16 protein-coding genes are annotated in these 21,223 nt (G+C 71.0%); 9 read left to right on the forward strand and 7 right to left on the reverse strand.

Going from position 1 to position 21,223, the window contains the following annotated elements; all coding sequences use genetic code 11:
- The first annotated feature begins 9 nt into the window (after positions 1-9).
- A complete protein-coding gene (locus ACVN9Z_RS27065; RefSeq protein ID WP_458212852.1) occupies positions 10-1,101 on the forward strand; it encodes a mechanosensitive ion channel family protein in 1,092 nt (363 codons plus the stop codon).
- On the opposite strand, the gene ACVN9Z_RS27070 is transcribed toward ACVN9Z_RS27065, so the two are convergent.
- The 7 genes from ACVN9Z_RS27070 to ACVN9Z_RS27100 form a co-directional block, all read right to left on the reverse strand.
- Complete coding sequence (locus ACVN9Z_RS27070) at positions 1,102-1,488, reverse strand: hypothetical protein (protein WP_020928721.1); 387 nt, start codon at positions 1,486-1,488, stop codon at positions 1,102-1,104.
- A complete protein-coding gene (locus ACVN9Z_RS27075) occupies positions 1,485-3,359 on the reverse strand; it encodes a hypothetical protein (RefSeq protein WP_458212853.1) in 1,875 nt (624 codons plus the stop codon). The genes ACVN9Z_RS27070 and ACVN9Z_RS27075 overlap by 4 nt, the downstream gene beginning before the upstream one ends.
- A gap of 59 nt (positions 3,360-3,418) precedes the next feature.
- Positions 3,419-3,673 carry a hypothetical protein gene (locus tag ACVN9Z_RS27080; protein ID WP_006384484.1) on the reverse strand — a complete coding sequence of 85 codons (255 nt, stop codon included), beginning with the start codon at positions 3,671-3,673 and terminating at the stop codon, positions 3,419-3,421.
- A gap of 31 nt (positions 3,674-3,704) precedes the next feature.
- Positions 3,705-4,211 carry a YciE/YciF ferroxidase family protein gene (locus ACVN9Z_RS27085; protein ID WP_006384483.1) on the reverse strand — a complete coding sequence of 169 codons (507 nt, stop codon included), beginning with the start codon at positions 4,209-4,211 and terminating at the stop codon, positions 3,705-3,707.
- Positions 4,212-4,365: 154 nt separating this feature from the next.
- A complete protein-coding gene (locus tag ACVN9Z_RS27090; protein WP_006384482.1) occupies positions 4,366-4,857 on the reverse strand; it encodes a DUF421 domain-containing protein in 492 nt (163 codons plus the stop codon).
- Between the two features lie 57 nt (positions 4,858-4,914).
- Positions 4,915-5,997, reverse strand: a complete 1,083-nt coding sequence (locus ACVN9Z_RS27095) for a flavodoxin family protein (RefSeq protein ID WP_458212854.1) — start codon at positions 5,995-5,997, stop codon at positions 4,915-4,917.
- A complete protein-coding gene (locus ACVN9Z_RS27100) occupies positions 5,994-6,464 on the reverse strand; it encodes a low affinity iron permease family protein (protein WP_024069735.1) in 471 nt (156 codons plus the stop codon). Before ACVN9Z_RS27100 ends, ACVN9Z_RS27095 begins: the two co-directional genes overlap by 4 nt.
- A gap of 105 nt (positions 6,465-6,569) precedes the next feature.
- Between ACVN9Z_RS27100 and ACVN9Z_RS27105 the strand changes: the two genes are divergently transcribed.
- The 8 genes from ACVN9Z_RS27105 (at position 6,570) to glgB (ending at position 21,223) form a co-directional block, all read left to right on the forward strand.
- The gene (locus ACVN9Z_RS27105; protein ID WP_006384479.1) at positions 6,570-7,655 is read left to right on the forward strand and encodes a calcium:cation antiporter; all 1,086 of its coding nucleotides are present in this window, start codon (positions 6,570-6,572) and stop codon (positions 7,653-7,655) included.
- Positions 7,656-7,716: 61 nt separating this feature from the next.
- Positions 7,717-8,472: an endonuclease/exonuclease/phosphatase family protein gene (locus tag ACVN9Z_RS27110; RefSeq protein ID WP_458212855.1), complete on the forward strand. Its 756-nt coding sequence runs from the start codon at positions 7,717-7,719 to the stop codon at positions 8,470-8,472.
- Complete coding sequence (gene clsB / locus ACVN9Z_RS27115) at positions 8,469-9,671, forward strand: cardiolipin synthase ClsB (RefSeq protein ID WP_024069736.1); 1,203 nt, start codon at positions 8,469-8,471, stop codon at positions 9,669-9,671. Before ACVN9Z_RS27110 ends, clsB begins: the two co-directional genes overlap by 4 nt.
- Positions 9,668-10,651 (forward strand): lysylphosphatidylglycerol synthase domain-containing protein, encoded by a 984-nt coding sequence (locus tag ACVN9Z_RS27120; RefSeq protein WP_006384476.1) that lies wholly within the window; start codon positions 9,668-9,670, stop codon positions 10,649-10,651. Before clsB ends, ACVN9Z_RS27120 begins: the two co-directional genes overlap by 4 nt.
- Before the next feature lie 192 nt (positions 10,652-10,843).
- Positions 10,844-12,415, forward strand: coding sequence for a glycogen synthase GlgA (gene glgA / locus ACVN9Z_RS27125; protein ID WP_458212856.1), 1,572 nt, complete (start codon positions 10,844-10,846; stop codon positions 12,413-12,415).
- A gap of 9 nt (positions 12,416-12,424) precedes the next feature.
- The gene (locus ACVN9Z_RS27130) at positions 12,425-15,622 is read left to right on the forward strand and encodes a maltotransferase domain-containing protein (RefSeq protein ID WP_458212857.1); all 3,198 of its coding nucleotides are present in this window, start codon (positions 12,425-12,427) and stop codon (positions 15,620-15,622) included.
- Positions 15,623-15,644: 22 nt separating this feature from the next.
- Positions 15,645-19,010 carry a maltose alpha-D-glucosyltransferase gene (treS, locus tag ACVN9Z_RS27135; RefSeq protein WP_458212858.1) on the forward strand — a complete coding sequence of 1,122 codons (3,366 nt, stop codon included), beginning with the start codon at positions 15,645-15,647 and terminating at the stop codon, positions 19,008-19,010.
- Positions 19,007-21,223, forward strand: a complete 2,217-nt coding sequence (glgB, locus tag ACVN9Z_RS27140; RefSeq protein WP_458212859.1) for a 1,4-alpha-glucan branching protein GlgB — start codon at positions 19,007-19,009, stop codon at positions 21,221-21,223. The genes treS and glgB overlap by 4 nt, the downstream gene beginning before the upstream one ends.

The raw sequence follows: 21,223 nt of genomic DNA on the forward strand, positions 1-21,223 counted from the left end.
GGAGACGATATGCTGACGTCCTGGTTTTCCGGCGCGCCCGCCGACCATCCCATCGCCCTGTGGCTCGCCGCCGTGGCGCTGGGGGTCGCGCTGTTCCTGGCGCTGACGCTGGTGTTGCGGCTGGCACGGTCGCGCCTGGAGCGGCGGGCCCAGCCGGCCGGTCATGGCGCCGCCGGCGCGGCGGCGCGCGTGCTGCGGCGGACCAGCTGGCTGATCCTGGCGCTGGCCTCGCTGCTGGTCGCCGCCGACCTGACCGGCGCGCCCTTCCCCGGGCGTTCGGGCGCGGGCCACCTGTGGTTCGTCCTGGTGGCGCTGCAACTGGCGCTGTGGCTCGACCGCGGCATCGAGGTCGGCCTGACCCATGCGGTGGCCGCGCGCGGACGGGCCGGGTCGATCACCGCCACCCTGCTCTCGTTCCTGTTGCGGGCGCTGGTCTGGGTGATCGTGCTGCTGGCCATGCTCGACAATGTCGGCGTCAACATCACCGCGCTGGTCGCCAGCCTGGGCATCGGCGGCGTGGCGGTGGCCCTCGCGGTCCAAACCATCCTCAGCGATCTGTTCGCGTCGATTTCCATCGGCCTGGACAAGCCATTCGAGGCGGGCGACTTCATCGTCTTCGGCACGGTGGCCGGCAGCATCGAACACGTCGGCCTGAAGACCACGCGGATCCGCAGCCTGGGCGGCGAACAGATCGTCTGCTCGAACACCGAACTGCTCAAGCAGACGATCCAGAACTACAAACGCATGCAGCAGCGGCGCATCGTCTTTTCGATCCGGGTGACGTATCACACCCCGGTCGACCAGGTGGCGGCCGTGCCCGGCATCATCCGCGCCCAGATCGAACGGCAACCCGACACCCGCTTCGATCGCGCGCACCTGGCCCGGATGGCCGAGAGCGCGCTGGAATTCGAGGCGGTCTACTACGTGATGAGCGCCGACTACAACCGCTACATGGACCTGCAACAGGCCATCTACCTGGGCGTCATGCGCGACCTGCAGGCCGCCGGCATCGCGCTGGCGCTGCCGGAGAGCATCCTGCACCTGGCGCGGCGCCCCCCGCCCGGCGGCGACGAGCGTCACGCCGACGCGGGGCCGACTTGATCAACGGGTATCGGTCGTGCCGCCCGAGCCGGCCGACGCGCCCGAGCCGGGCATGCCGCCCTGGCCGGTCGACCCGGTGCCGCCCTGGCTGCGCGGCGCGCCACGGCTGTCCGAACCGCCTTCGCCGCCGAGCCGCTCGGCCGGCCGGTCTTCCTTGGCCGGCCGGGGCTCGCCCTGCGGCGGCTCGTGCCGGGCGCCGGCCCCGGGCTGGGTTTGCCGCGATGGCGCTTGCGCCGGCGGCCGTGGTTCGCCCTTATGCTTGCTGGCGTCGGGCGTGGCGGCGGGCGGCGCCGCGCCGCCGTTGGATTGCCCGGCCTGCGCCAGGGCCGGGCCGACAGCCAGCGTGTTGACGGCAATCGCGGCAGCGATGATCAGTGCGGTCTTCATGGAATTTCCCCGATAGCGGTCGCCGCGCCCGGCATGGGCGCGGTGTGGGATTGCGCGTGGCAGGCGCGCGCTTCTGCCTGGACGGCGTCGGGCGCAAGCGGCGGCGGCAGCGTGGCCGGCGCCAATGCCCTGCGCAACAGCTTGTCCAGCTGCGCCAGCCCGGCGTCGAGGTCGCCCTGGATATGCACGCGCAGGCACGGGCGGCCGCGCGCCATCAGCTCCTCCATGTCCCCCTGCGCCTGCGCGGCCTGGGTTGCGCCGAAGCCGGCCGCATAGCCGGGCACGGCCAGTTCGCGCGGCGCGTCCGCGGTGATGAACAGGAATCGTCCGCAGGCCGTGCCGCCCTTGTGCAACTGGCCGCAGGAATGCAGATAGCGGGGGCCGAAGCCACCCAGCGTGGCGGCACCGGTCCCGCGTCCGATGCAGTCGCGCGCGGACGCCAGCCACCTTTCGCAGGCCGGTCCGCGCGGCAGGTAGGCCAGCAGCGCCATGTACCCGCCCGCCCGGGCCGGCGCGGCGTGCGTCGCCAGCAATGCCGCCGCGGATGCGGCGGTGGCGATGGCGGGGACGGTCTTGCCATGGAAGGCCAGCGCGCCCTCCACGAGCAACGGTTCATCCGCCTGCGCGGCGACGGCCCCGCCGCCTGCCAGCGCCCGGGTGCGCGCCTTGCTCGCCTCGACGTCGGGCTGGTCGAAAGGGTTGACCCCGAGGACCGCCGCGGCGACGGCGGTGGCCACCTGCCAGCGGAAGAACTCCTGTCCGATCGCCAACCCCGCGCCGCTGGTGCAGGTCAGCACCGGGTGGCCGGCGGCCGCAAGTTCACTCGCGTGCGCGGCCAGCTCGGCGTCCGGCGCCTGCGCGCTGGCCAGGTGCACGAAAAGGCGGTCGCGGCGGTATGCCGCGGGCTGGCAACGGGGCTCGTCCGCGACCGGGATCAGGCCCTTGCCGTCCTTGCCGGTGGACTCGGCCAGCAACTGTTCGAGCCAGCATCCCAGCGGCCGCAGCCCCGGGTCCGCCAACAGCGTGACCTTGTCATGGCCGGCCAGCGCGGCCTCGCCCAGCAGCGCGCCCAGCACCAGCCCCGGATTGCGATGCAGTGCCACCTGCGCCGAGCAGGCCCGCAGCATGGGCTGCATGGCCCGCAGCAGCGCGGCGGGATCGTGACCGAGCAATGCCGCGGCCACCAGCCCGAACGGCGACAGCACCGAATAGCGGCCGCCCACCGTCGGCTCGCCCTCGAACACGGCGGCGTAGCCGTCGCGCAGCGCGCGCGCCTGCAGCGGCGTGCCGGGGTCGGTGATGGCAACGAAACGGCGGCCGGCCTCGCGCCGTCCCAGCAGCGCGGCCACGCGCTGCTGGAAATACGCGGCCAGCATGCCGGATTCCAGCGTGGCGCCCGACTTGCTGGCCACGACGAAGAGCGTGCGGGTCAGGTCCAGGCGGGCTTCGAGGGCCAGGATCTGCGCCACGTCGGTCGAATCCAGGACGTGCAGGCGCAAGCCGCCCGCGGCCACGCCCAGGATGTGGGCCAGCGCTTCGGCCCCGAGGGTTGCGCCCCCCATGCCCAGCAACACCGCGTCGGCGTGGCCCGCCACGCACAGCCGGCGGCAGATGGCGGCCAGGCGCGCCGGCCGGGCCGGACCCGCGCCCGGCCGCAGCCAGCCCAGCCACCGGTCTTCATCGGCGCCGGTCCACAGCGTCGCATCGCGGGCCCACAGCCGCTGCACCCAGGCTTCGCGGTGCGCCAGCGCCAGGCGCTGGTCCAGGCGCTCGGCCAGGGCCGGCGGCAGCGCCGTGGCAAAGCCATTCAGGGCCGTGCGCGGCCGTCGGCCAGCGGCGGGCGGACGGGCGGCGTCCGCGGGCAGGCGCAAACGGCGTCCGCGGATCGCCGGGGAAAAAGAGGATGGCACATACATGTCCATGGGGGTTCCTAGAGCGAGCGCCAGCTGCGCACCCATATCTGTTGTTCGGGACCCGTATCGCCAAGACGGTCGATGCCCGGGGTCTGCTGCGGGTCGACGCCCGGCATGGGATTGGGAAGGCCGTCCGGCGGCCAGCGCCCGTGCCGATCCGGTTCGCGCTTGCGCGCCGGCGGATCGGGCAGCTCCGCCGGCGACTGGTCCGGCGGCCCCGGCCGGTTGCGGCCAGGTATGTTGGCGTCTCGGGGATCGGGTGTGGTGGCCATGACGGGTCTCCCGGTATGTTGCGAACAGGCCCTAGGCGGCCTTGCCGGCCCGCGCCGCCTTGGCGTTGGCCTGCTCCAGCGCCAGCGTGCTGAGCTTTTCGTCGGCGGCCTTTTCCTCGGCCAACGTTTCCTTGAGCAGCGTCAGCGCCTCGGTCTGGCCCAGCTGCTTGGCGAAGGTGCACAACGTGCCGTAGCTGGCGATTTCGTAATGCTCGACCTTCTGCGCCGCGGCGATCAGCGCGGCGTCCAGCACCGGGCCTTTTTCGACCTCCTCGATCACGTCGCGGCCTTCCTCGACCAGGCCCTCCATGGCCGCGCATTTGATGCGCTTGAGCCGCAGGCCGGAGGCATCGACGATGCGGTCGATGCGCTCGACCTGGCCGCGCGTCTCCTCCAGGTGCGACGTGAACGCCTCGGCCAGCTTGGCGTCGCTGGCGGCGCGCGCCATCTTCGGCAGGGCGCGGGTCAGTTGCTTCTCAGCGCTGTAGATATCGGACAATTCGTGGATGAACAGATCCTGCAAGGTCTTCTGCGTCATTGCTGACTCCTGTGGGGGGTGAAGTGCGTGCGGTGGATGCGCGGGCCAGGTGGCGCCCGCTCCGCGCTACTCAGCAACCGCCGTGCCTCCCCCGCGCATTCCGCCGGGCGCGGCCCGGCGCCGCGAGCCAGCCCGGCCCGCGGTTGCGGCGGCTTCAATCCGCTTTCTTCTTGAGCACGCTGATGTTGCCGTCGGCCTCCATGTAGGCGCGCCGCACTTCGCTGACATCCGTCACGCCTTTCAGGCGCAGTTCGCTCAGCAGCTCCGCTTCGGTGATGTACTCGCGCCGCAGGTTGCGGCGCGCAATGACGCCGTCATGGATCAGGCAGACCTTGTCGGCCGCCAGCAGGCGGCCGACCGGCTTGAAGAAATAGCCCGCCCGGTCGACGATGACGGTCCAACCGACGATCGTCGACACCAGCACCAGGCCGTCGACGATGGACTTGTATTCCCCGGCCATCGCGTTCTGCGCGGCGTCGGCGATCAGCACCAGCACCAGCATGTCGGCCACGCCGAACGAGCCGATATCGCGGCGGCCGGCCACGCGCAACAGCACGAAGATGAACCAGTAGACGATGGAGCCGCGGATGATGATTTCGAGCGGCGATATCGAGAAGGTGAACATCTCCGACCAGTCAGGACTCATGATCTTTCTCCCAGGCGTGAAACCGCGACGCCCCCTCGGCGCGCCGCCGCAATCCGTTCATTTCGGGCGCGGATCGCGAATGCCCCGTTCCAGCCCCGCCATCGCGCCGCGCCGCAGGCGCGGTATGAAATTCGCCACGGCCCGCGCCACGTTGCGCACTTCCTGCTGCACCGCGCGGTCGCGATCCAGTTCCTCGTGGCTGGTGGCATAGGGCCGGTAGTAGCCGATATAGCGGTCCAGCCGCGACGACGCGCCGGCGTCGATCAGCCCCATCCAGTCCAGCCAGTCGCTGAGCGCGCGCCGCTGCGCCTCGATGCCGGCCACGTCGCCGTGCACCACCAGGCCATAGGCGCGTCCGGCCAGATGCTTGGGGTAGGGCCAGCCGTCCAGTTCGACCTGCTTGGCCTTGAGCGGATCCTTGCCGCCCGTGAGAGTGGGGTCGGGGTTGCCGCCATCGGCGCAGACCAGCCGGTCGATCATCAGCTTCAGGGGACTGGGCGATTGATACCAATAGGAGGGCGCCACCAGGATCACCCCATGGGCCGCCACCCATTGTTCGTAGATCGCGGCCATGGCGTCGTTGTCCTGCCCCAGCGAATGATTGGGGTAGCAGCTGCAGGGCCAGTGGCACAGCGGCATCGCCGTGGAGACGCAGCCCTTGCAGGGATGGATCCGGTATTCGTATTCCGACACCAGGCGGCTGAGGTCCAGGGTGTCTGTCCGCATGCCGGCGGCCCGCAGTTCCTCCAGCAGGATGCGGGCCAGCCGCCAGCTCTTGGACACCTCGCCCGGACAGGTGCCGTCGTTGCGGGACGCGCCGATGACCACCAGCACGCGGGAAGGCGTGGCCGGATCCTGTTGCGCGCGCTCGGCGAGCGCCAGCCGGTCTCGCGTTTCCTTCCACTCCACCGACAGGTCATAGTCGGGATCGGCGTGGCCGGGGCCGGCCTTGACGGTGATCGGGGCCTTGCGGCCCTGCGCGTAGGCGTCCCAGGCGATCGCCTCGAGCCGCGCCAGCGCCGCCTGCTCGGCCTGGAACGCCGGATCGTAGAAGCGGCGCATGAAACGGGCGCGGAACGTTTCACGCTCGAGCTGCCCGGTGTACTGCCCCTTGCGGACCGTCGGTTTTTCGTCTGTCATCTCTGCCTCCGGCTGCGGGCGCGCTTGCGCCGCTGGGTCCTGGCGCGCGCGGTGCAGGCAGCCGCCAACGCCAGCAGTTTGTCCTCGTCCAGGCGTTCGGCATCCACCAGCCTTTCGTCGGCCCCTTCGAGCGCGATCAGCAGTTCGTCCAGCTTCAGGTGCAGCGCCTCGCTGTCTTTGTTCTGGCTCTGCTGGATCAGGAACACCATCAGGAAGGTCACGATGGTCGTGCCCGTGTTGATCACCAGTTGCCAGGTCTCGGAATAACCGAACGCGGGGCCCGAGATTCCCCACAGGATCACCGCGATCAACGCCAGCCCGAATGCCACCGGCGATCCCGCCCAGCGGGTCACATGGGCGGCAAAATGGTCGAAGAAGCGCGACACCGGATTGCCCTTGGCCGCGTTGCGAGCCGCGGCGGGTCGGGGCGGCGGGGTCCGCCGCCTCGGTACGCGGGTAGCTGCCATGGTGCTCCTTTCGGTCGGGACGGAAACCATGCTCAGCAAATTGCGTGCCCGCCGCCACGGGTGCGGGCATGCTAGGCTGGCGCTATTGCGGTCCGCCGGATTCCGATGAAATCCATTCTGCAGTCCGAGAAATACCTGCTGCTGGCCTGCCTGGTGGCCGTGGCGGGATATGCGGTCGATCCCCGCCTGGGCGATCACGGCCGGCTCGCCAGCGCGCTCGAGACGGCAGTGCTGGTCACGGCCATCCTGGCGGCTTCGCTGAGCGTGGCGCGCCACGCCGAACGCATCGCCCAAAAGCTGGGCGATCCCTACGGCAGCATGATCCTGACGTTGTCGGCGGTGCTGGTGGAAGTGATCGTGCTGGCCATCGTCTCGTCCCGGGCCGCGTCGCCGACGCTGGTGCGCGACAGCATCTATTCGGCCGTGATGCTGGACATCAACGGCATCCTGGGCGTGGCCGCGCTGCTCGGCGGCTTCAAGCATGGCGAGCAGGCCTACAACGACGATTCCGCCCGCACCTACAGCGTGATGATCCTGACCGCGGTGACGGTATCGATGGTCATCCCCGAGTTCGTCCCGCAAGCCGGCTGGCGCGCCTACAGCGGCTTCACCATCGTGGCGATGCTGTTGCTCTACGGCGTATTCCTGCGCATGCAGACCGGCCCGCACAGTTATTTCTTCAGCTACAGCTATCCCGACAAGAAAACCCGCCGCCCGCTGCCGGCGTCCGGCTATCCGAGCCGGCGCCAGTCGGTTGCCGTGATGGCCGCCGGCATCATCGCGGTGGGCGCGCTGGCCGAGCTGATGTCGCACTCCCTGAACCGCAGCCTGGCGGGCATCGACGTGCCTGTCGGGCTGGTGGCACTGATCGTGGCCGGCATCTCGGCCGCGCCGGAAATGCTGACCGCCCTGCGCGCGGCGCTGGCCAACCGCATGCAATCGGTGGTCAACATCGCGCTGGGCGCCTCGCTGTCCACCGTGATCCTGACCGTGCCGGCCATGGAAGCCATGGCGCTGCTCTCCGGCCAGCGCATCGACATGGCCATGACGCCGCTGCAGACCGTGATGATGCTGGCGACCCTGCTGGTGGCCGCCATCAATCTGAACGACGGCCAGACCAATGCGATCGAAGGTATGACGCACTTCGTCCTTTTTGGCACTTTCCTGATGCTGCTGGGCCTGGGACTGTAGGAGCCGCCGCGCCAGGCACGGCAATTGCTCCGGCGCAAAGATTCCCGCGCCTGGAGACGCCATGTCCGCCATGACCTTGACGGTGCTGACCGTCAACACCCACAAGGGCTACACCAGCTTCAACCGCCGCTACATGCTGTACGACCTGCGCGAAGCGCTGCGCTCGGCGGCGCCCGACCTGGTCTTCCTGCAGGAGGTGGTGGGCGAACACCAGGATATGGCCGCGCGCCATCCAGGCGACCACGGAGCGGCGGCATCGCAGTACGAATTCCTGGCCGACACGCTGTGGCGCGACTTCGCCTACGGCCGCAACGCCGTGTATCCCGCGGGCCACCATGGCAATGCCGTACTGTCGCGCTATCCGATCGCGCGCTTCGAGAACCACGACGTCAGTGTCGGCGGCCACGAGAGCCGCGGCCTGCTGCATTGCGAACTCGAGGTCCCCGGGCAGGCCGGCGCCGTCCATGCGATCTGCGTGCACCTGGGGCTGCTGGCGCGCCATCGCGAACAGCAGATCGCCAGCCTGTGCCGCCTGGTGGCGCGCGACGTGCCGGCCGGCGCATCCTTGCTGATCGCGGGCGATTTCAACGACTGGCACCTGAAGGCGGACCACCTGCTGCGCGACTGCCGGGTGCAGGAGGTGTTCACGTCGCGCCTGGGACGGCCGGCCCGCACCTTTCCGGCCCGCTGGCCGCTGCTGCGCCTGGACCGCATCTACGTGCGCAACGTGCGCGGCTGGCGCCCCGTGCCGCTGGCCTCGCGCGTCTGGTCGCGCCTGTCCGACCATGTGCCGATCGCGGCGGAGATCTCGCTATGACGCCCCCGCCCCTGGGCTGGCGCAGCGGCAACCGCTACACGCTGCTGGAGAACGGCGAAGCCTATTTTCCCGCGGTGCGCGCCGCGGTCGACGCGGCTGCCCGCGAAGTGCTGATCGAAACCTTCATCCTGTTCGACGACGCGGTCGGCCGCGACCTGCAGCGCACCCTGATCGCCGCCGCCGGACGCGGGGTCAGCGTCGACATCCTGGCCGACGGCTACGGCTCGGATGAATTGTCCGAGGAATTCCTGGCGGCTCTGACCGGCGCGGGCGTCCGCGTGCATCTGTTCGACCCGCGCCCGCGGCTATTGGGGGTGCGGACCAACCTGTTCCGGCGCATGCATCGCAAGATCGTGGCGGTGGACGGAACCTGCGCATTCGTCGGCGGCATCAATTTTTCGGCCGACCACCTGCCGGACTACGGTCCCGAAGCCAAACAGGATTACGCGGTGCGGGTGGAAGGCCCGCTGGCCGCCGACATCGCGGACTATGCGCGCGCCGCGCTGGGCGCCAATCGACCGCGTCGCCGGCGTCGCGGCCCGCTCGAGCCCATGCCGGCGGGCGATGGCGGCGGCCGCCTGGTGGTGCGCGACAACCAGGGCCACCCCACCGATATCGAACGCTACTACCGCGCCGGCCTGCGCGCGGCGCGCCAGGACGTGCTGATCGCCAACGCCTATTTCTTCCCCGGCTACCGCCTGCTGCACGATCTGGCCAGCACCGCCCGCCGCGGCGTGCGGGTGCGCCTGCTGCTGCAAGGCGAACCCGACATGCTGGTGGCGCAGCTGGCGGCCAGCATGCTGTACGACTATCTGATCGATGCCGGCGTCGAGATCTTCGAATACTGCAAGCGGCCCCTGCACGCCAAGGTCGCCTGCGTCGACGAGGACTGGTCCACCGTGGGATCCAGCAACCTGGACCCGCTCAGCCTGGCGTTGAACCTGGAGGCCAACGTGGTGGCCCGCGACGCCGCGCTCAATGCCAGCCTGCGCGCCAGCCTGGAACGGCTCATCGCCGAAGACTGCCGGCCGGTGCGGATGCGGCCGGGCTCGCGCCGGCGCCTGCGCCGCTTCTGGGTGGGCGTGGTGGTGTTCCATTTCCTGCGCCGCTTTCCCGCCTGGGCCGGCGCGCTGCCGGCGCACAAACCGCGCTTGCGCACGCTCGACGAGTCCGGCCAGCGCGAAGGCGAGGCGTTATGAGCCTGTACCGTTCCCGCCTGATGCGCGCGGCCCGGCATCGCTGGCCGCGCATCAAGAAGGTGCTGCCCTGGGTGGTGCTGGCAGTGGCGGCGGCCCTGCTGGTGTATTTCGGCAGCTCGGTCGACTGGCCGCAGGTCTGGCAGGCCGTGCGACGGATCCCGCGCGATACGGTCCTGCTGGCCGCCGCCCTGGTGGCGCCGGCCTACCTGGCGTACGCGGCCATGGACCTGCTGGGCCGGCGCTACACCGGCCATTCCCTGGCCTGGCCCAAAGTGCTGGGCGTGGCGATGCTGAGCTATGCGCTGAACCTGAACCTGGGCGTGCTGGTAGGCGGCCTGGGCGCGCGGCTGCGCCTGTATGCCCGGCTCGGCTGCCGCAAGTCCGTCGCCACGCGGGTGGCGTTGTTCTCGGCGGTGTCGAACTGGGTCGGCTATGGATGGGTGGCCGGCGTGTTGTTCGCCAGCGGCGCGATCGTGGTGCCGGCGGGCTGGGAAATCGGCGGCGGCATGCTGCGGCTGCTGGGGGTGGGGCTGCTGGCGATGGCCATTGCCTATGCGTGGGTCTGCGCGCGCGCCACGCGGCGCGCGGCCACGTGGATGGGAATGCGGGTGACGCTGCCGCGGGGACGCATGGCTGCGCTGCAAAGCGTGACGGCGGGGCTGTCGTGGATGCTGATGGGCGCCATCATGTATGTGCTGCTGCAGGGCAAAGTCGCCTATCCGATGGTGCTGGGCATCCTGCTGTGCACCAGCTTCGCGGCGGTGGTGACCCGGGTGCCGGGCGGCCTGGGCACCACCGAAGCGATCTTCGTGGCGGCCCTGTCCCCGCGGCTGCCGGCGGCCGAGGTGCTGGGCGCGGCGCTCGGCTATCGCGCGCTGTACGCGCTGGCGCCCCTGTGCCTGGCCCTGCTGGCCTTTGCCGCCGTCGAGATCCGCCTGGGCTGGCGCAGGCGCCACCCCCAGCCGGTGTCGGGCCAATGATTACAAAAAGGGGCACAAAAGGCGTAACGCAAGGGGTTGGCGCCGACCGGCAACGACCGGCTGCGGCGGCGCCAAGGGCCACGGCCATGGCGCGCTCTCGCCGGCGCGGTGCCGGGCATGCCACTTGCGTAGGGACGAGTCTTGCGGACATGGCCCCGGTTCCCGAGGCCCTCCGCCGACTCCGGAGCAAGCATGGCGACAACAAGAATTCTCATCGTGGCGGCAGAAGCGTTCCCCCTGGCAAAGACCGGGGGCCTGGGCGACGCCATCACCGGCATGGCGCGCGCGCTGGCCCAGGCGCACATGCAACCGACACTATTGCTGCCCGCCTATCGCGGCGTTGCGCAACGCCTGCGGCCGGCGCGCCCGGTGGCCGACCTGGCGGGCCTGCCCGGCGGCGACGCGCGCCTGCTGGGGGGGGTCTGCCCGCAGTCGGGCCTGTCGTTCCTGCTGCTGGAAAACGACGCGCTGTACGACCGCGCCGGCCTGTACCTTGACGACAACGGCCAGGAATATGCCGACAACGCGCTGCGCTACGCGGCCCTGGCCCATGCCGCGGTGCGCATCGCCCAGGGCCTGCCCGGCCTGCCGCGCCCCGAACTGGTGCACGCGCATGACTGGCATGCGGCGTTGACGCCGCTATTGCTGCGCGCCACGGGGGTCACGGACGTGAAAAGCGTCCTGACCATCCACAACCTCGCCTTCCAGGGGCCGGCGGCGCTCGAGGATGCGCCCCTGCTGGGAGTTCCCGCGCCATTCCTGGGCGAAGACGGCGCCCAGGCCTGGGGCCGCCTGAATTTCATGAAGGCGGGAATCCGCTATGCCGACCGCGTCACCACCGTCAGCCATCGCTACGCCCGCGAGATCCTGACCCCCGAATTCGGCTGCGGACTGGACGGCGTGCTGCGCGAGCGCGCGGCCGACCTGTGCGCGATCGCCAACGGCATCGACACGCAGCTGTGGAACCCGGCGCGCGATCCGCACCTGGGACCGCTGCGCTACCACCCCGACGACCTGGCCAACAAGCGCCTGTGCAAAGCCGCCGCCCAGCGCGAATACGGCCTGCGCGAAGACCCGCAGGCCACGCTGCTGATCATGTGCAGCCGGTTGACGGGACAGAAAATGGCCGACGTGGCGGCGCTGGCGCTGCCGCGGGCGCTGGAAGCCCATCCGGCGCTGCAGGTCGCGGTGCTGGGCCAGGGGGAACGCCACCTCGAAGCCGCGCTGCGGGACCTGAGCCAGCGCTATCCCGGGCGCTGCGCGGTGCGCATTGGTTACGAGGAAGCCGGCGCCCACCGGCTGCAGGCGGCCGGCGACATCCTGCTGCACGGCAGCCGCTTCGAACCCTTCGGCCTGACCCCCCTTTACGCCATGCGGTATGGCACCTTGCCGATCGGCTCGCGGGTCGGCGGCATGGCCGACACGATCAAGGACCCGGGACCGCAGCAACCGCTGACCGCCATGGCCGGCGCCACCGGCGTGCTGTTCGACGGCAGCGCGCCCGAGGACATGGCGGCGGCGATTTCGCGCGCGCTCCATCTGCATCAACACGCCACCTTGTGGCGCGCCATGCAGCGCAACGCCATGACCGCGGATTTCAGCTGGCGCCCCGCCGTGGCGGGGTACCTGGCGCTGTTCCGCTCGCTCACGGGCGACGCGCCCGCCCCGCTGGCCGGCGGCGCGCAACCGCTGCCGGCGATCGCCGCGCCGCGACTGCGGCGCGTGCGCCAGGCGTCGACGCTCGGCGCCCCCGCGCCGCTGTAGGAGCCGCGCATGGCAGCCCCCTCCTCCTCGTCCGGCAACCCGCACATGCCGCGCATCTACTACGCGCGCGCCGGCCTGCCGGCCGAGGCCGCGGCGCGTGAGCCCCTGCTGGCCGGCTTGCGCCACGAGGGTTTCACGGCGGTGCTGGTGCCGGTTCCCTGGCTCTGCCCGCCCGGCGCGCGCTCGCTGGCCCCGGTCGATGCCGACCTGGCGGCGGCGCCGGACGGGCGCACCGAACCGCTGCCGGCGCGGCTGGCGCGCGATGCCCGCAGCGCCGCGGACCATGGCTTGGCGCTGCTGCTGCGGCTCGAGTTGCAACGGGTGGCCCGCCAGGCCCATGGCGCCACCGCCCCCGCCGCCTGGTACCAGGACCCGGTCGATGACCCGGCGCGCGATCCGCGCCTGCCCTGGCGCGAGCACGACGTGCGGCAGCTGCGCGACGGCCCGCCCGCGGGTTTCATCGAGGCCTGGGCGGCGCGGCTGCTGCGCTGGACGCGCAGCGGCGTGGCCGGCTACGTGGTACAGCCGCCGCCCATGCTCGATGCGCCCGCCTGGCGGGCATTGTTCGAACCGTCGCGCCAGCTCAATGGCGACCTGCGCTGCCTGGCATGGACCCCGGGCCTGCCGCCCGCGGCGCTGGAACGCCTGCGCGGCGCGGGTTTCGACGCGGTCTTCTGCTCGCTGCCGTGGTGGGACTACCGCGCGCCGTGGCTGGCCGAGGAACTGGAGCGCCTGCATGCGGTGGCGCCCGTGATCGCCCCCACCCGCGCCCTGGAGGGAGACGAACCGGAGCCGGACGAGGACACGTCCGAGCGCCCCGCCGTCGACACCCGCCGGGGCTGGGCGGCGGCGTTCTGCGCCGCCGGCTGGCTCGCCGGAGACCTCGACCGCGCGGCCGGCGCCGCCCGCGTCAACTCCTGGCTGCGCGAGGCGCATGTCGCCGGCCCGCCGCGCATCGTCGTCGGCCGCGACGGCGGCGCCACCTTGCTGCTGCGCGCGACCGGCGACCAGGGCGCCGCGCTGCTGGCGCTCAATCCCGACGACACGGGCGCCGCGCGCGTCGACTGGGACCTGGCCGGCGGCCTGCTGCCGGCGGGCGCGATCAAGCCCCGCGACGACGCCCCGGCCGATGACACGCTGGCGCCCGCGGCCTGCGCCCGCTACGACGTGTCGGCGGCGCTGCCCGTATGCGCCGCGCCGCGCAACGCGGCCATGCTGCGCAATGACGCCGGCGCGCAAGCGCGCGTGGCCATCGAACAGGTCGCGCCCGCGGTCGACGCCGGCGCGCATGCCGTCAAATGCCGCGTGCACGAACTGGTCCGGGTGCAGGCCGACATCTTCATGGACGGTCATGACCGGCTGGCGGCCGAGCTGCGCTGGCGCGCCGACGACGAACCCGCCTGGCACAGCGTGCCGATGTCCCTGGCCACCAACGACCGCTGGGAAGCCGCCTTCCGGCCAGGGCGGATCGGGCCCCACGCCTTCCAGGTCGCGGCCTGGTACGACGCCTGGGAAAGCTACCGGCACGAGCTGGAGGTCAAGCATGCCGCCGGCGCCAGCCTGCGGCTGGAGCGCGAGGAAGGCCTGCAATTGCTGCGCGAGGCCGACCAGCGCGGCGGGCAGGACGCCCCGCCCGGCGCAGGCGCCGGCCTCATCAAGCGCGCGCTCAAGCTTTGCGCGGCGCGCGATGCCCAGGCCGAACCCGATGCGGACCAGATCGAGATGCTGCTCAGCCCCGCCCTGGCCCAGGCCATGCGGACGCTGGACAGCCGCCCGTTCGAGTCGCTGTCCGCCATCTACCCGGTCTGGGTCGACCGGCCGCAGGCCGTGCACGCCGCCTGGTATGAGCTGTTTCCCCGTTCGCAGGCGGCCGAGCCCGGCCGGCATGGCACGTTCGATGACGTCATCGCGCGCCTGCCCGACATCCGCGAAATGGGCTTCGACGTGCTCTACCTGCCGCCGATCCATCCCATCGGCCAGGCCAACCGCAAAGGGCGCAACAATAGCCTGAGCGCCGGACCGGACGACGTCGGCAGCCCTTACGCCATCGGCTCGCCGGCCGGCGGCCACGACGCCATCGAACCGCGCCTGGGCACCCTGGCGGACTTCCTGCGGCTGGTCAGGGAGGCGGAGCGGCATGGCCTTGAAATGGCCCTGGACTTCGCCATCCAGTGCTCGCCCGACCATCCCTGGCTGAGCCAGCATCCCGACTGGTTCTCGTGGCGGCCCGACGGATCGCTGCGCTATGCCGAGAATCCGCCGAAGAAGTACCAGGACATCGTCAACGTGGCGTTCTACGGCCCCGCGCCCAAGCGCGCCCGCAAGCTCGGGCTGTGGCGCGCGCTGCGCGACATCGTGCTGTTCTGGGTGGGACACGGCGTGCGCATCTTCCGCGTCGACAACCCGCATACCAAGCCCTTGCCCTTCTGGCAGTGGCTGATCGCCGAAGTCCATGCGCGCCATCCGGACGTGCTGTTCCTGTCCGAAGCCTTCACCCGGCCCAAGATGATGTACCGGCTGGCCAAGGTGGGATTCACGCAGTCGTACACCTACTTCACCTGGCGCAACGACAAGGCCGAGCTCGAAGCCTACCTGCAAGAGATCTCGCATGCGCCAGCCGCGGATTTTTTCCGGCCGCACTTCTTCGTCAACACGCCGGACATCAATCCGGTCTTTCTGCAGACCAGCGGCCGTCCCGGCTTCCTGATCCGCGCGGCCTTGGCGGCGCTGGGCTCGGGCCTGTGGGGCGTCTACAGCGGCTTCGAACTGTGCGAGGCCGCGCCGGTGCCCGGCAAGGAGGAATACCTGGATTCGGAAAAATACGAGCTGCGCCAGCGCGACTGGCGCCAGCCCGGCAACATCCGCGCCGACATCGCCCGCCTGAACCAGTTGCGCCAGGCCAACCCCGCCCTGCAGAGCCACCGCGGCCTGACGCTGGCGGCAAGCGGCAACGACCGCGTCATCGCCTTCGCCAAGGCCACGCCGGGCAACGGCAACGTGGTGCTGGCGGCCATCAGCCTGGATCCGTTCCATCCCCAGACGGCCCGGGTCGAGCCGCCCTACGCGCTGTTCGCGCCGCCCTGGCCGGACGGCCTGGTGGCCGAAGACCTGCTGGCCGGCCAGCGCGAAACCTGGCGCGGCGAGCGCGAGGTGGCGTTGTCCCCCGACCAACCCTATCGCATCTGGCGGCTGTCGCGTCATGGCTGACGCCGCCAGGGAGCCCATGCCCATGATCAGCCAACCCCACCCCCAGGACGACGGCCTTTGGTACAAGGACGCGGTGGTCTACCAACTGCATGTGAAGTCGTTCTTCGATTCCAACGACGACGGCGTGGGCGACCTGCCCGGGCTGATTTCCAAGCTCGACTACATCGCCAACCTGGGCGTCGATACGATCTGGCTGCTGCCCTTCTACCCTTCGCCGCGGCGCGACGACGGCTACGACATCGCCGACTACCGCGGCGTGCACCCGGACTACGGCACCGTCGCCGACGTGCGCAAGCTGATCCGCGCGGCCCACGCGCGCGGCCTGCGCGTCATCACCGAGCTGGTGGTCAACCATACCTCCGACCAGCATCCGTGGTTCCAGCGGGCGCGCACCTCGCGGCCCGGCTCGGCGGCGCGCAATTTCTACGTTTGGTCGGACAACGACAAAGCCTATGCCGGCACCCGCGTGATCTTCTGCGACACCGAGAAGTCCAACTGGACCTGGGACCCGGTGGCCAACGCCTACTTCTGGCACCGCTTCTACTCGCACCAGCCCGACCTGAACTACGACAATCCGCAGGTGCTCAAGGAAGTGCTGGCGGTGATGCGCCACTGGCTGGACATGGGCGTGGACGGGCTGCGGCTGGACGCCGTGCCCTACCTGGTCGAGCGCGAGGGCACCAACAACGAGAACCTACCCGAGACCCACCAGGTGCTCAAGCGCATTCGCGCCGTGATCGATAGCGAATATCCCGGGCGCCTGTTGCTGGCCGAGGCCAACCAGTGGCCCGAGGACGCGCAGGAATACTTCGGCAATGGCGACGAATGCCACATGTCGTTCCACTTCCCGCTGATGCCGCGCATGTACATGGCGATTGCGCAGGAAGACCGCTTTCCCATCACCGACATCATCCGCCAGACGCCCGACATCCCCGCCACCTGCCAGTGGGCCATCTTCCTGCGCAACCACGACGAACTGACGCTGGAGATGGTCACCAGCCGCGAACGCGACTACCTCTGGAGCGTCTACGCGGCCGATCCGCGCGCCCGCATCAACCTGGGCATCCGCCGCCGCCTGGCGCCGCTGCTGGAACGCGACCGGCGCCGGGTCGAACTGATGAACAGCCTGCTCTTGTCGATGCCCGGCACGCCGGTGCTGTATTACGGCGACGAACTGGGCATGGGCGACAACGTGCACCTGGGGGACCGCGACGGCGTGCGCACGCCGATGCAATGGTCGCCCGACCGCAACGGCGGCTTCTCGCGCGCCGACCCCGAACGGCTGCCGCTGCCGGTGCTGATGGGGCCGCTGTATGGCTATGAGGCCGTCAACGTCGAGGCCCAGCAGCGCGACCCGCACTCGCTGCTGAACTGGACCCGCCGCATGCTGGCGCAGCGCCGCCAGACCCACGCCTTCGGCCGCGGCACGCTGCGCTTCATCCAGGCCGGCAACCGCAAGATCCTGGCCTACCTGCGGCAATGGCGCGACACCACCATCCTGTGCGTGGCCAACCTGTCCAACGCCGCCCAGCCGGTCGAACTGCCGCTGCAGGCCTTCGACGGCCGCGTGCCGGTGGAGATGCTGGGCGGCACGCCGTTTCCCGCGATCGGCGAGCTGCCCTACCTGCTGACGCTGCCGCCCTACGGCTTTTACTGGATGGACCTGAGCGCCGAGGCGGCGCCGCCCGGCTGGCACGCGAGCGCGCCGGAACGCATGCCGGAGCTGGTCACGCTGGTGTTGCGCGGCCATGCCAACGCCGTCCTCACGGATGGCTCGCGCCAGACCCTGGAAACCGAAGTGCTGCCAGAATACCTGGCGCGCCAGCGCTGGTTCCCCGGCGCCACGCCGCCCGCCCGGGCGTCGCTGGCCTACGCCACGCCCTTCGGCGCCGGCCGGGCCGAATCCTCCGGCGCCGGCACTACCGAATACTACTGGGCCGAAGCCGAGCCCGCCGACGCCGCGGTCGCGCGGCGGGTGCAGATCCCGTTCGCGCTGGTCTGGGACGAGGCCGCGCAAGTGCAGTACCCGATCGCGCGCGTGCGGCGCGGCCCTGAAGTCGGCATCCTGGCCGATGCCTTCCTGCAGCCCGGCTTCGTGCTGGGGGTGGTCGACGCCCTGCGCCACGGCCGCGAATGGGATGGCCGGCAAGGCGGCAAGCCGGGCGAGCGGCCCGGCGTGATCCGCAGCCTGCCCGAACCCGGCATGACGGAACTGGCGCTGGACGCCGAACCGGCGCTGCAATGGATCAGCGGCGAGCAGTCCAACAGTTCGGTGGTGATCGGCGGCAAGGCCATCCTGAAACTGCTGCGCAATGCCCCGCCGGGGCTGTCGGCGGAAGTCGAGATGAGCCGTCACCTGACCCGCGCGGGCTATGCCAACATCCCCGCGCTGCTGGGCGAAATACAACGCGTGGACGGCGAGGGCGTGCCCTGCACGCTGGCGGTGCTGTACGCCTACATCGCCAACGAAGGCGACGCCTGGAACTGGACGCTGGACTACCTGAAGCGCACGCTCGCCACGGCGCTGCTGGGCGGCGACAGCCCCGAGGAATTCGAAGCCAGCCTGGAAGGCTATGCCACCCAGGCCGCCACCATCGGCCGGCGCCTGGCGCAATTGCACCAGGTGCTGGCGCGGCCCAGCGACGATCCGGCGTTCGCCCCGGCCATCGCGTCGCAGGAAGAGGCCGATGCCCTCGCCGCGCGCGTCGTGGGCCAGCTCGATCAAGCCGCCCAGGCGCTGCGCGCCTGTGTCGACAGCCTGGAGGAACCTTCGCGGGCCTGCGCCCAATGGCTGTTCGACCACCACGGCCGCCTGGTGGCGCGGATCGAGCGCATGGCGCAAGCCCTCGCCGGCAGCCCGCTGATCCGCGTCCATGGCGATCTGCATCTGGGCCAGGTGCTGGTGGCGCAGACCGATGCCTACCTGATCGACTTCGAGGGCGAACCCGACCAGCCGCTGTCCCTGCGCCGGCAACTGGCCTCGCCCGCCAAGGACGTGGCCGGCATGCTGCGGTCGTTCGACTACGCGGCCGCCGCCGTGGCGCGCCACGATCCGCTGGGCGGCGCCCCCACCGACGCCAACGCGGCGCCGATGGAAAACGCCGCCACCGCGAATTCGCCGGCGCAGCTGCGCGATGCGTTGCTGGCGCGCTTTCGCGCCCGCGCCACCGAGGCCTTCCTGCAGGGCTACGAGGAAGCCGGAACCGCGCCGTCGCCGGCCTGGCGCACCCTGCTGCAACTGGCCCAACTGGAAAAGGCCGCCTACGAGATCGGCTACGAGGCCGGCCACCGCCCCGACTGGATCTCCATTCCGCTGTGCGCGCTGTCCGGCCTGGCGCATGCGCTGGTGCAGAACGCGGCGATCGACGCCGAGGACCCGACGCCATGAGCCGCCGCAACCACGACCCGCGCGCCAGCGCCGCCTCCCCGCATCCCGCGCCGGCCGCCCTGGACGCGGCGCAGCGCGCCGCGCTGCTGGCCGGCGCCCATGACGACCCGTTCGCCGTGCTCGGGCCGCATGGCGGCGGTGTGCGCGCGCTGCTGCCCGGCGCGCGCTCGGTGACCGTGGTCGCCCCCGATGGCGCCCGCTTCCCGCTGGCGGACGAGGGCGATGGCCTGTTCAGCGGTCCGGCCGGGCTGGCCCGGGCCAGCGCCGGGCATTCCTACCAACTGGACATCGAATGGCCGGACGCGCGCCAGCGCGTCGCCGACGCGTACGCGTTCGGGCCGCTGCTGCCTACCGAGGCGCTGCAAGGCCTGCGCGACGGCGACTGGCGGGCCGCGCTGGCGTGGCTTGGCGTGCGGCCCGCCAGCGTCGACGGCGTGGACGGGGTGCGCTGCGCCGTCTGGGCGCCGAACGCGCGGCGCGTGGCGCTGGTGGGCGACTTCAACAGCTGGGATCCGCGGCGCCACGGCATGCGCCTGCGCCACGAGGCCGGCGTATGGGAACTGTTCGTGCCGGACGTCGCGGCCGGCGCGCGCTACAAATTCGCAATCACCGACGCCACCGGCGCGGTCCGCTTCAAGGCCGATCCGCACGCCCGCCGCGCCGAACCGCCGCCGGCCACCGCCTCGATCGTGGATGCGGCCGCCCCCTATCCCTGGACCGACGACGACTGGATGCGGGCGCGCGGCGAACGCCATGCGCCCGGCGCCCCCATCGCCATCTATGAAGTCCACGCGGGCTCCTGGCTGGCGCCGGACGGCGGCTGCCCGTGGCGGCAACTGGCCGACAAGCTGCCCGCCTATGCCGCCTCGATGGGTTTTTCGCACATTGAGCTGATGCCCATCATGGAACACCCGTTCGGCGGATCATGGGGCTATCAGCCGCTGGGGCTGTTCGCGCCCAGCGCGCGCTTCGGCCCGCCGGCGGCGTTCGCGCACTTCGTCGACCGCTGCCACGCGGCCGGCATCGGCGTGATCCTGGACTGGGTGCCGGCCCACTTCCCCGATGACGCGCATGGGCTGGCCCGTTTTGACGGCACCGCGCTCTACGAGTACGACGACCCGCGCGAAGGCTACCACCCCGACTGGCACACATTGGTCTACAACCTGGGCCGGACCGAAGTCCGTGCCTTCATGATCGCCAGCGCGCTGCACTGGCTGCGGCGGTTCCACGTCGACGGCCTGCGGGTGGACGCGGTGGCGTCGATGCTGTACCGCGACTACAGCCGCCGTCCCGGCGAATGGATTCCGAACCGCCACGGCGGCCGCGAGAACCTGGAGGCCGTCGACTTCCTGCGCGGCCTCAACCTGGCCGTGCGCGACGAGGTGCCCGACGCCATGATGATCGCCGAGGAATCCACCGCCTGGCCCGGGGTCACCGCGCCGGTGGCGGACGGCGGCCTGGGCTTCCACTACAAGTGGAACATGGGCTGGATGCACGACACGCTGCGCTACCTCGCCGAAGACCCGGTGCACCGCAAGTACCACCACGGCGAGCTGACCTTCAGCATGGTCTATGCCTATGCCGAGCGCTACGTCCTGCCGCTCTCGCACGATGAAGTGGTGCACGGCAAGGGATCGCTGCTGAACAAGATGCCCGGCGACGTCACCGCCCGCTTCGCCAATTTGCGCGCCTACCTGGGCTACATGTGGGCCCACCCCGGCAAGAAACTGCTGTTCATGGGCGGCGAGATCGCGCAGGCCGCCGAATGGAACCATGACGCTCCGCTCGACTGGAACCTGCTGGACGATCCGGCCCGCAAGGGCATGCAACGACTGGTCGGCGACCTCAATCGCCTGTACCGCGCCCTGCCCGCGCTGCATGCCCGTGACGCCGATCCAGCCGGCTTTGCCTGGGTCGTCCTGGACGACGCCGATAACAGCGTGGTCGCCTTTCTGCGCACGGACGGCGCCGCGCAGGTGCTGGCGGTCAGCAACTTCACGCCGGTGGCGCGCGCCGCCTACCGCGTCGGCGTGCCGCTGGGCGGCCGCTGGGACGAGATCCTGAACACCGACGCCGGCAGCTACGGCGGCACCGGCGCCGGCAATCTTGGCCGGGCGCAGGCGCGCGCCGAACCGGCGCATGGCCATGCCCAGTCGCTGCTGCTGACGCTGCCGCCGCTATCCACCCTCTACTTCCTGCATCGAGACGAATGA

Source organism: Achromobacter sp. KK8, assembly GCF_054188005.1.

What these genes read in the sequence shown, in the direction of transcription:
- ACVN9Z_RS27065 (WP_458212852.1), top strand. Translation starts at nt 10, where the DNA reads ATGCTGACGTCCTGGTTTTCCGGCGCGCCCGCCGACCATCCCATCGCC.
- ACVN9Z_RS27070 (WP_020928721.1), bottom strand. Translation starts at nt 1,488, where the DNA reads ATGAAGACCGCACTGATCATCGCTGCCGCGATTGCCGTCAACACGCTG.
- ACVN9Z_RS27080 (WP_006384484.1), bottom strand. Translation starts at nt 3,673, where the DNA reads ATGGCCACCACACCCGATCCCCGAGACGCCAACATACCTGGCCGCAAC.
- ACVN9Z_RS27085 (WP_006384483.1), bottom strand. Translation starts at nt 4,211, where the DNA reads ATGACGCAGAAGACCTTGCAGGATCTGTTCATCCACGAATTGTCCGAT.
- ACVN9Z_RS27090 (WP_006384482.1), bottom strand. Translation starts at nt 4,857, where the DNA reads ATGAGTCCTGACTGGTCGGAGATGTTCACCTTCTCGATATCGCCGCTC.
- ACVN9Z_RS27095 (WP_458212854.1), bottom strand. Translation starts at nt 5,997, where the DNA reads ATGACAGACGAAAAACCGACGGTCCGCAAGGGGCAGTACACCGGGCAG.
- ACVN9Z_RS27100 (WP_024069735.1), bottom strand. Translation starts at nt 6,464, where the DNA reads ATGGCAGCTACCCGCGTACCGAGGCGGCGGACCCCGCCGCCCCGACCC.
- ACVN9Z_RS27105 (WP_006384479.1), top strand. Translation starts at nt 6,570, where the DNA reads ATGAAATCCATTCTGCAGTCCGAGAAATACCTGCTGCTGGCCTGCCTG.
- ACVN9Z_RS27110 (WP_458212855.1), top strand. Translation starts at nt 7,717, where the DNA reads ATGTCCGCCATGACCTTGACGGTGCTGACCGTCAACACCCACAAGGGC.
- clsB (WP_024069736.1), top strand. Translation starts at nt 8,469, where the DNA reads ATGACGCCCCCGCCCCTGGGCTGGCGCAGCGGCAACCGCTACACGCTG.
- ACVN9Z_RS27120 (WP_006384476.1), top strand. Translation starts at nt 9,668, where the DNA reads ATGAGCCTGTACCGTTCCCGCCTGATGCGCGCGGCCCGGCATCGCTGG.
- glgA (WP_458212856.1), top strand. Translation starts at nt 10,844, where the DNA reads ATGGCGACAACAAGAATTCTCATCGTGGCGGCAGAAGCGTTCCCCCTG.
- ACVN9Z_RS27130 (WP_458212857.1), top strand. Translation starts at nt 12,425, where the DNA reads ATGGCAGCCCCCTCCTCCTCGTCCGGCAACCCGCACATGCCGCGCATC.
- treS (WP_458212858.1), top strand. Translation starts at nt 15,645, where the DNA reads ATGATCAGCCAACCCCACCCCCAGGACGACGGCCTTTGGTACAAGGAC.
- glgB (WP_458212859.1), top strand. Translation starts at nt 19,007, where the DNA reads ATGAGCCGCCGCAACCACGACCCGCGCGCCAGCGCCGCCTCCCCGCAT.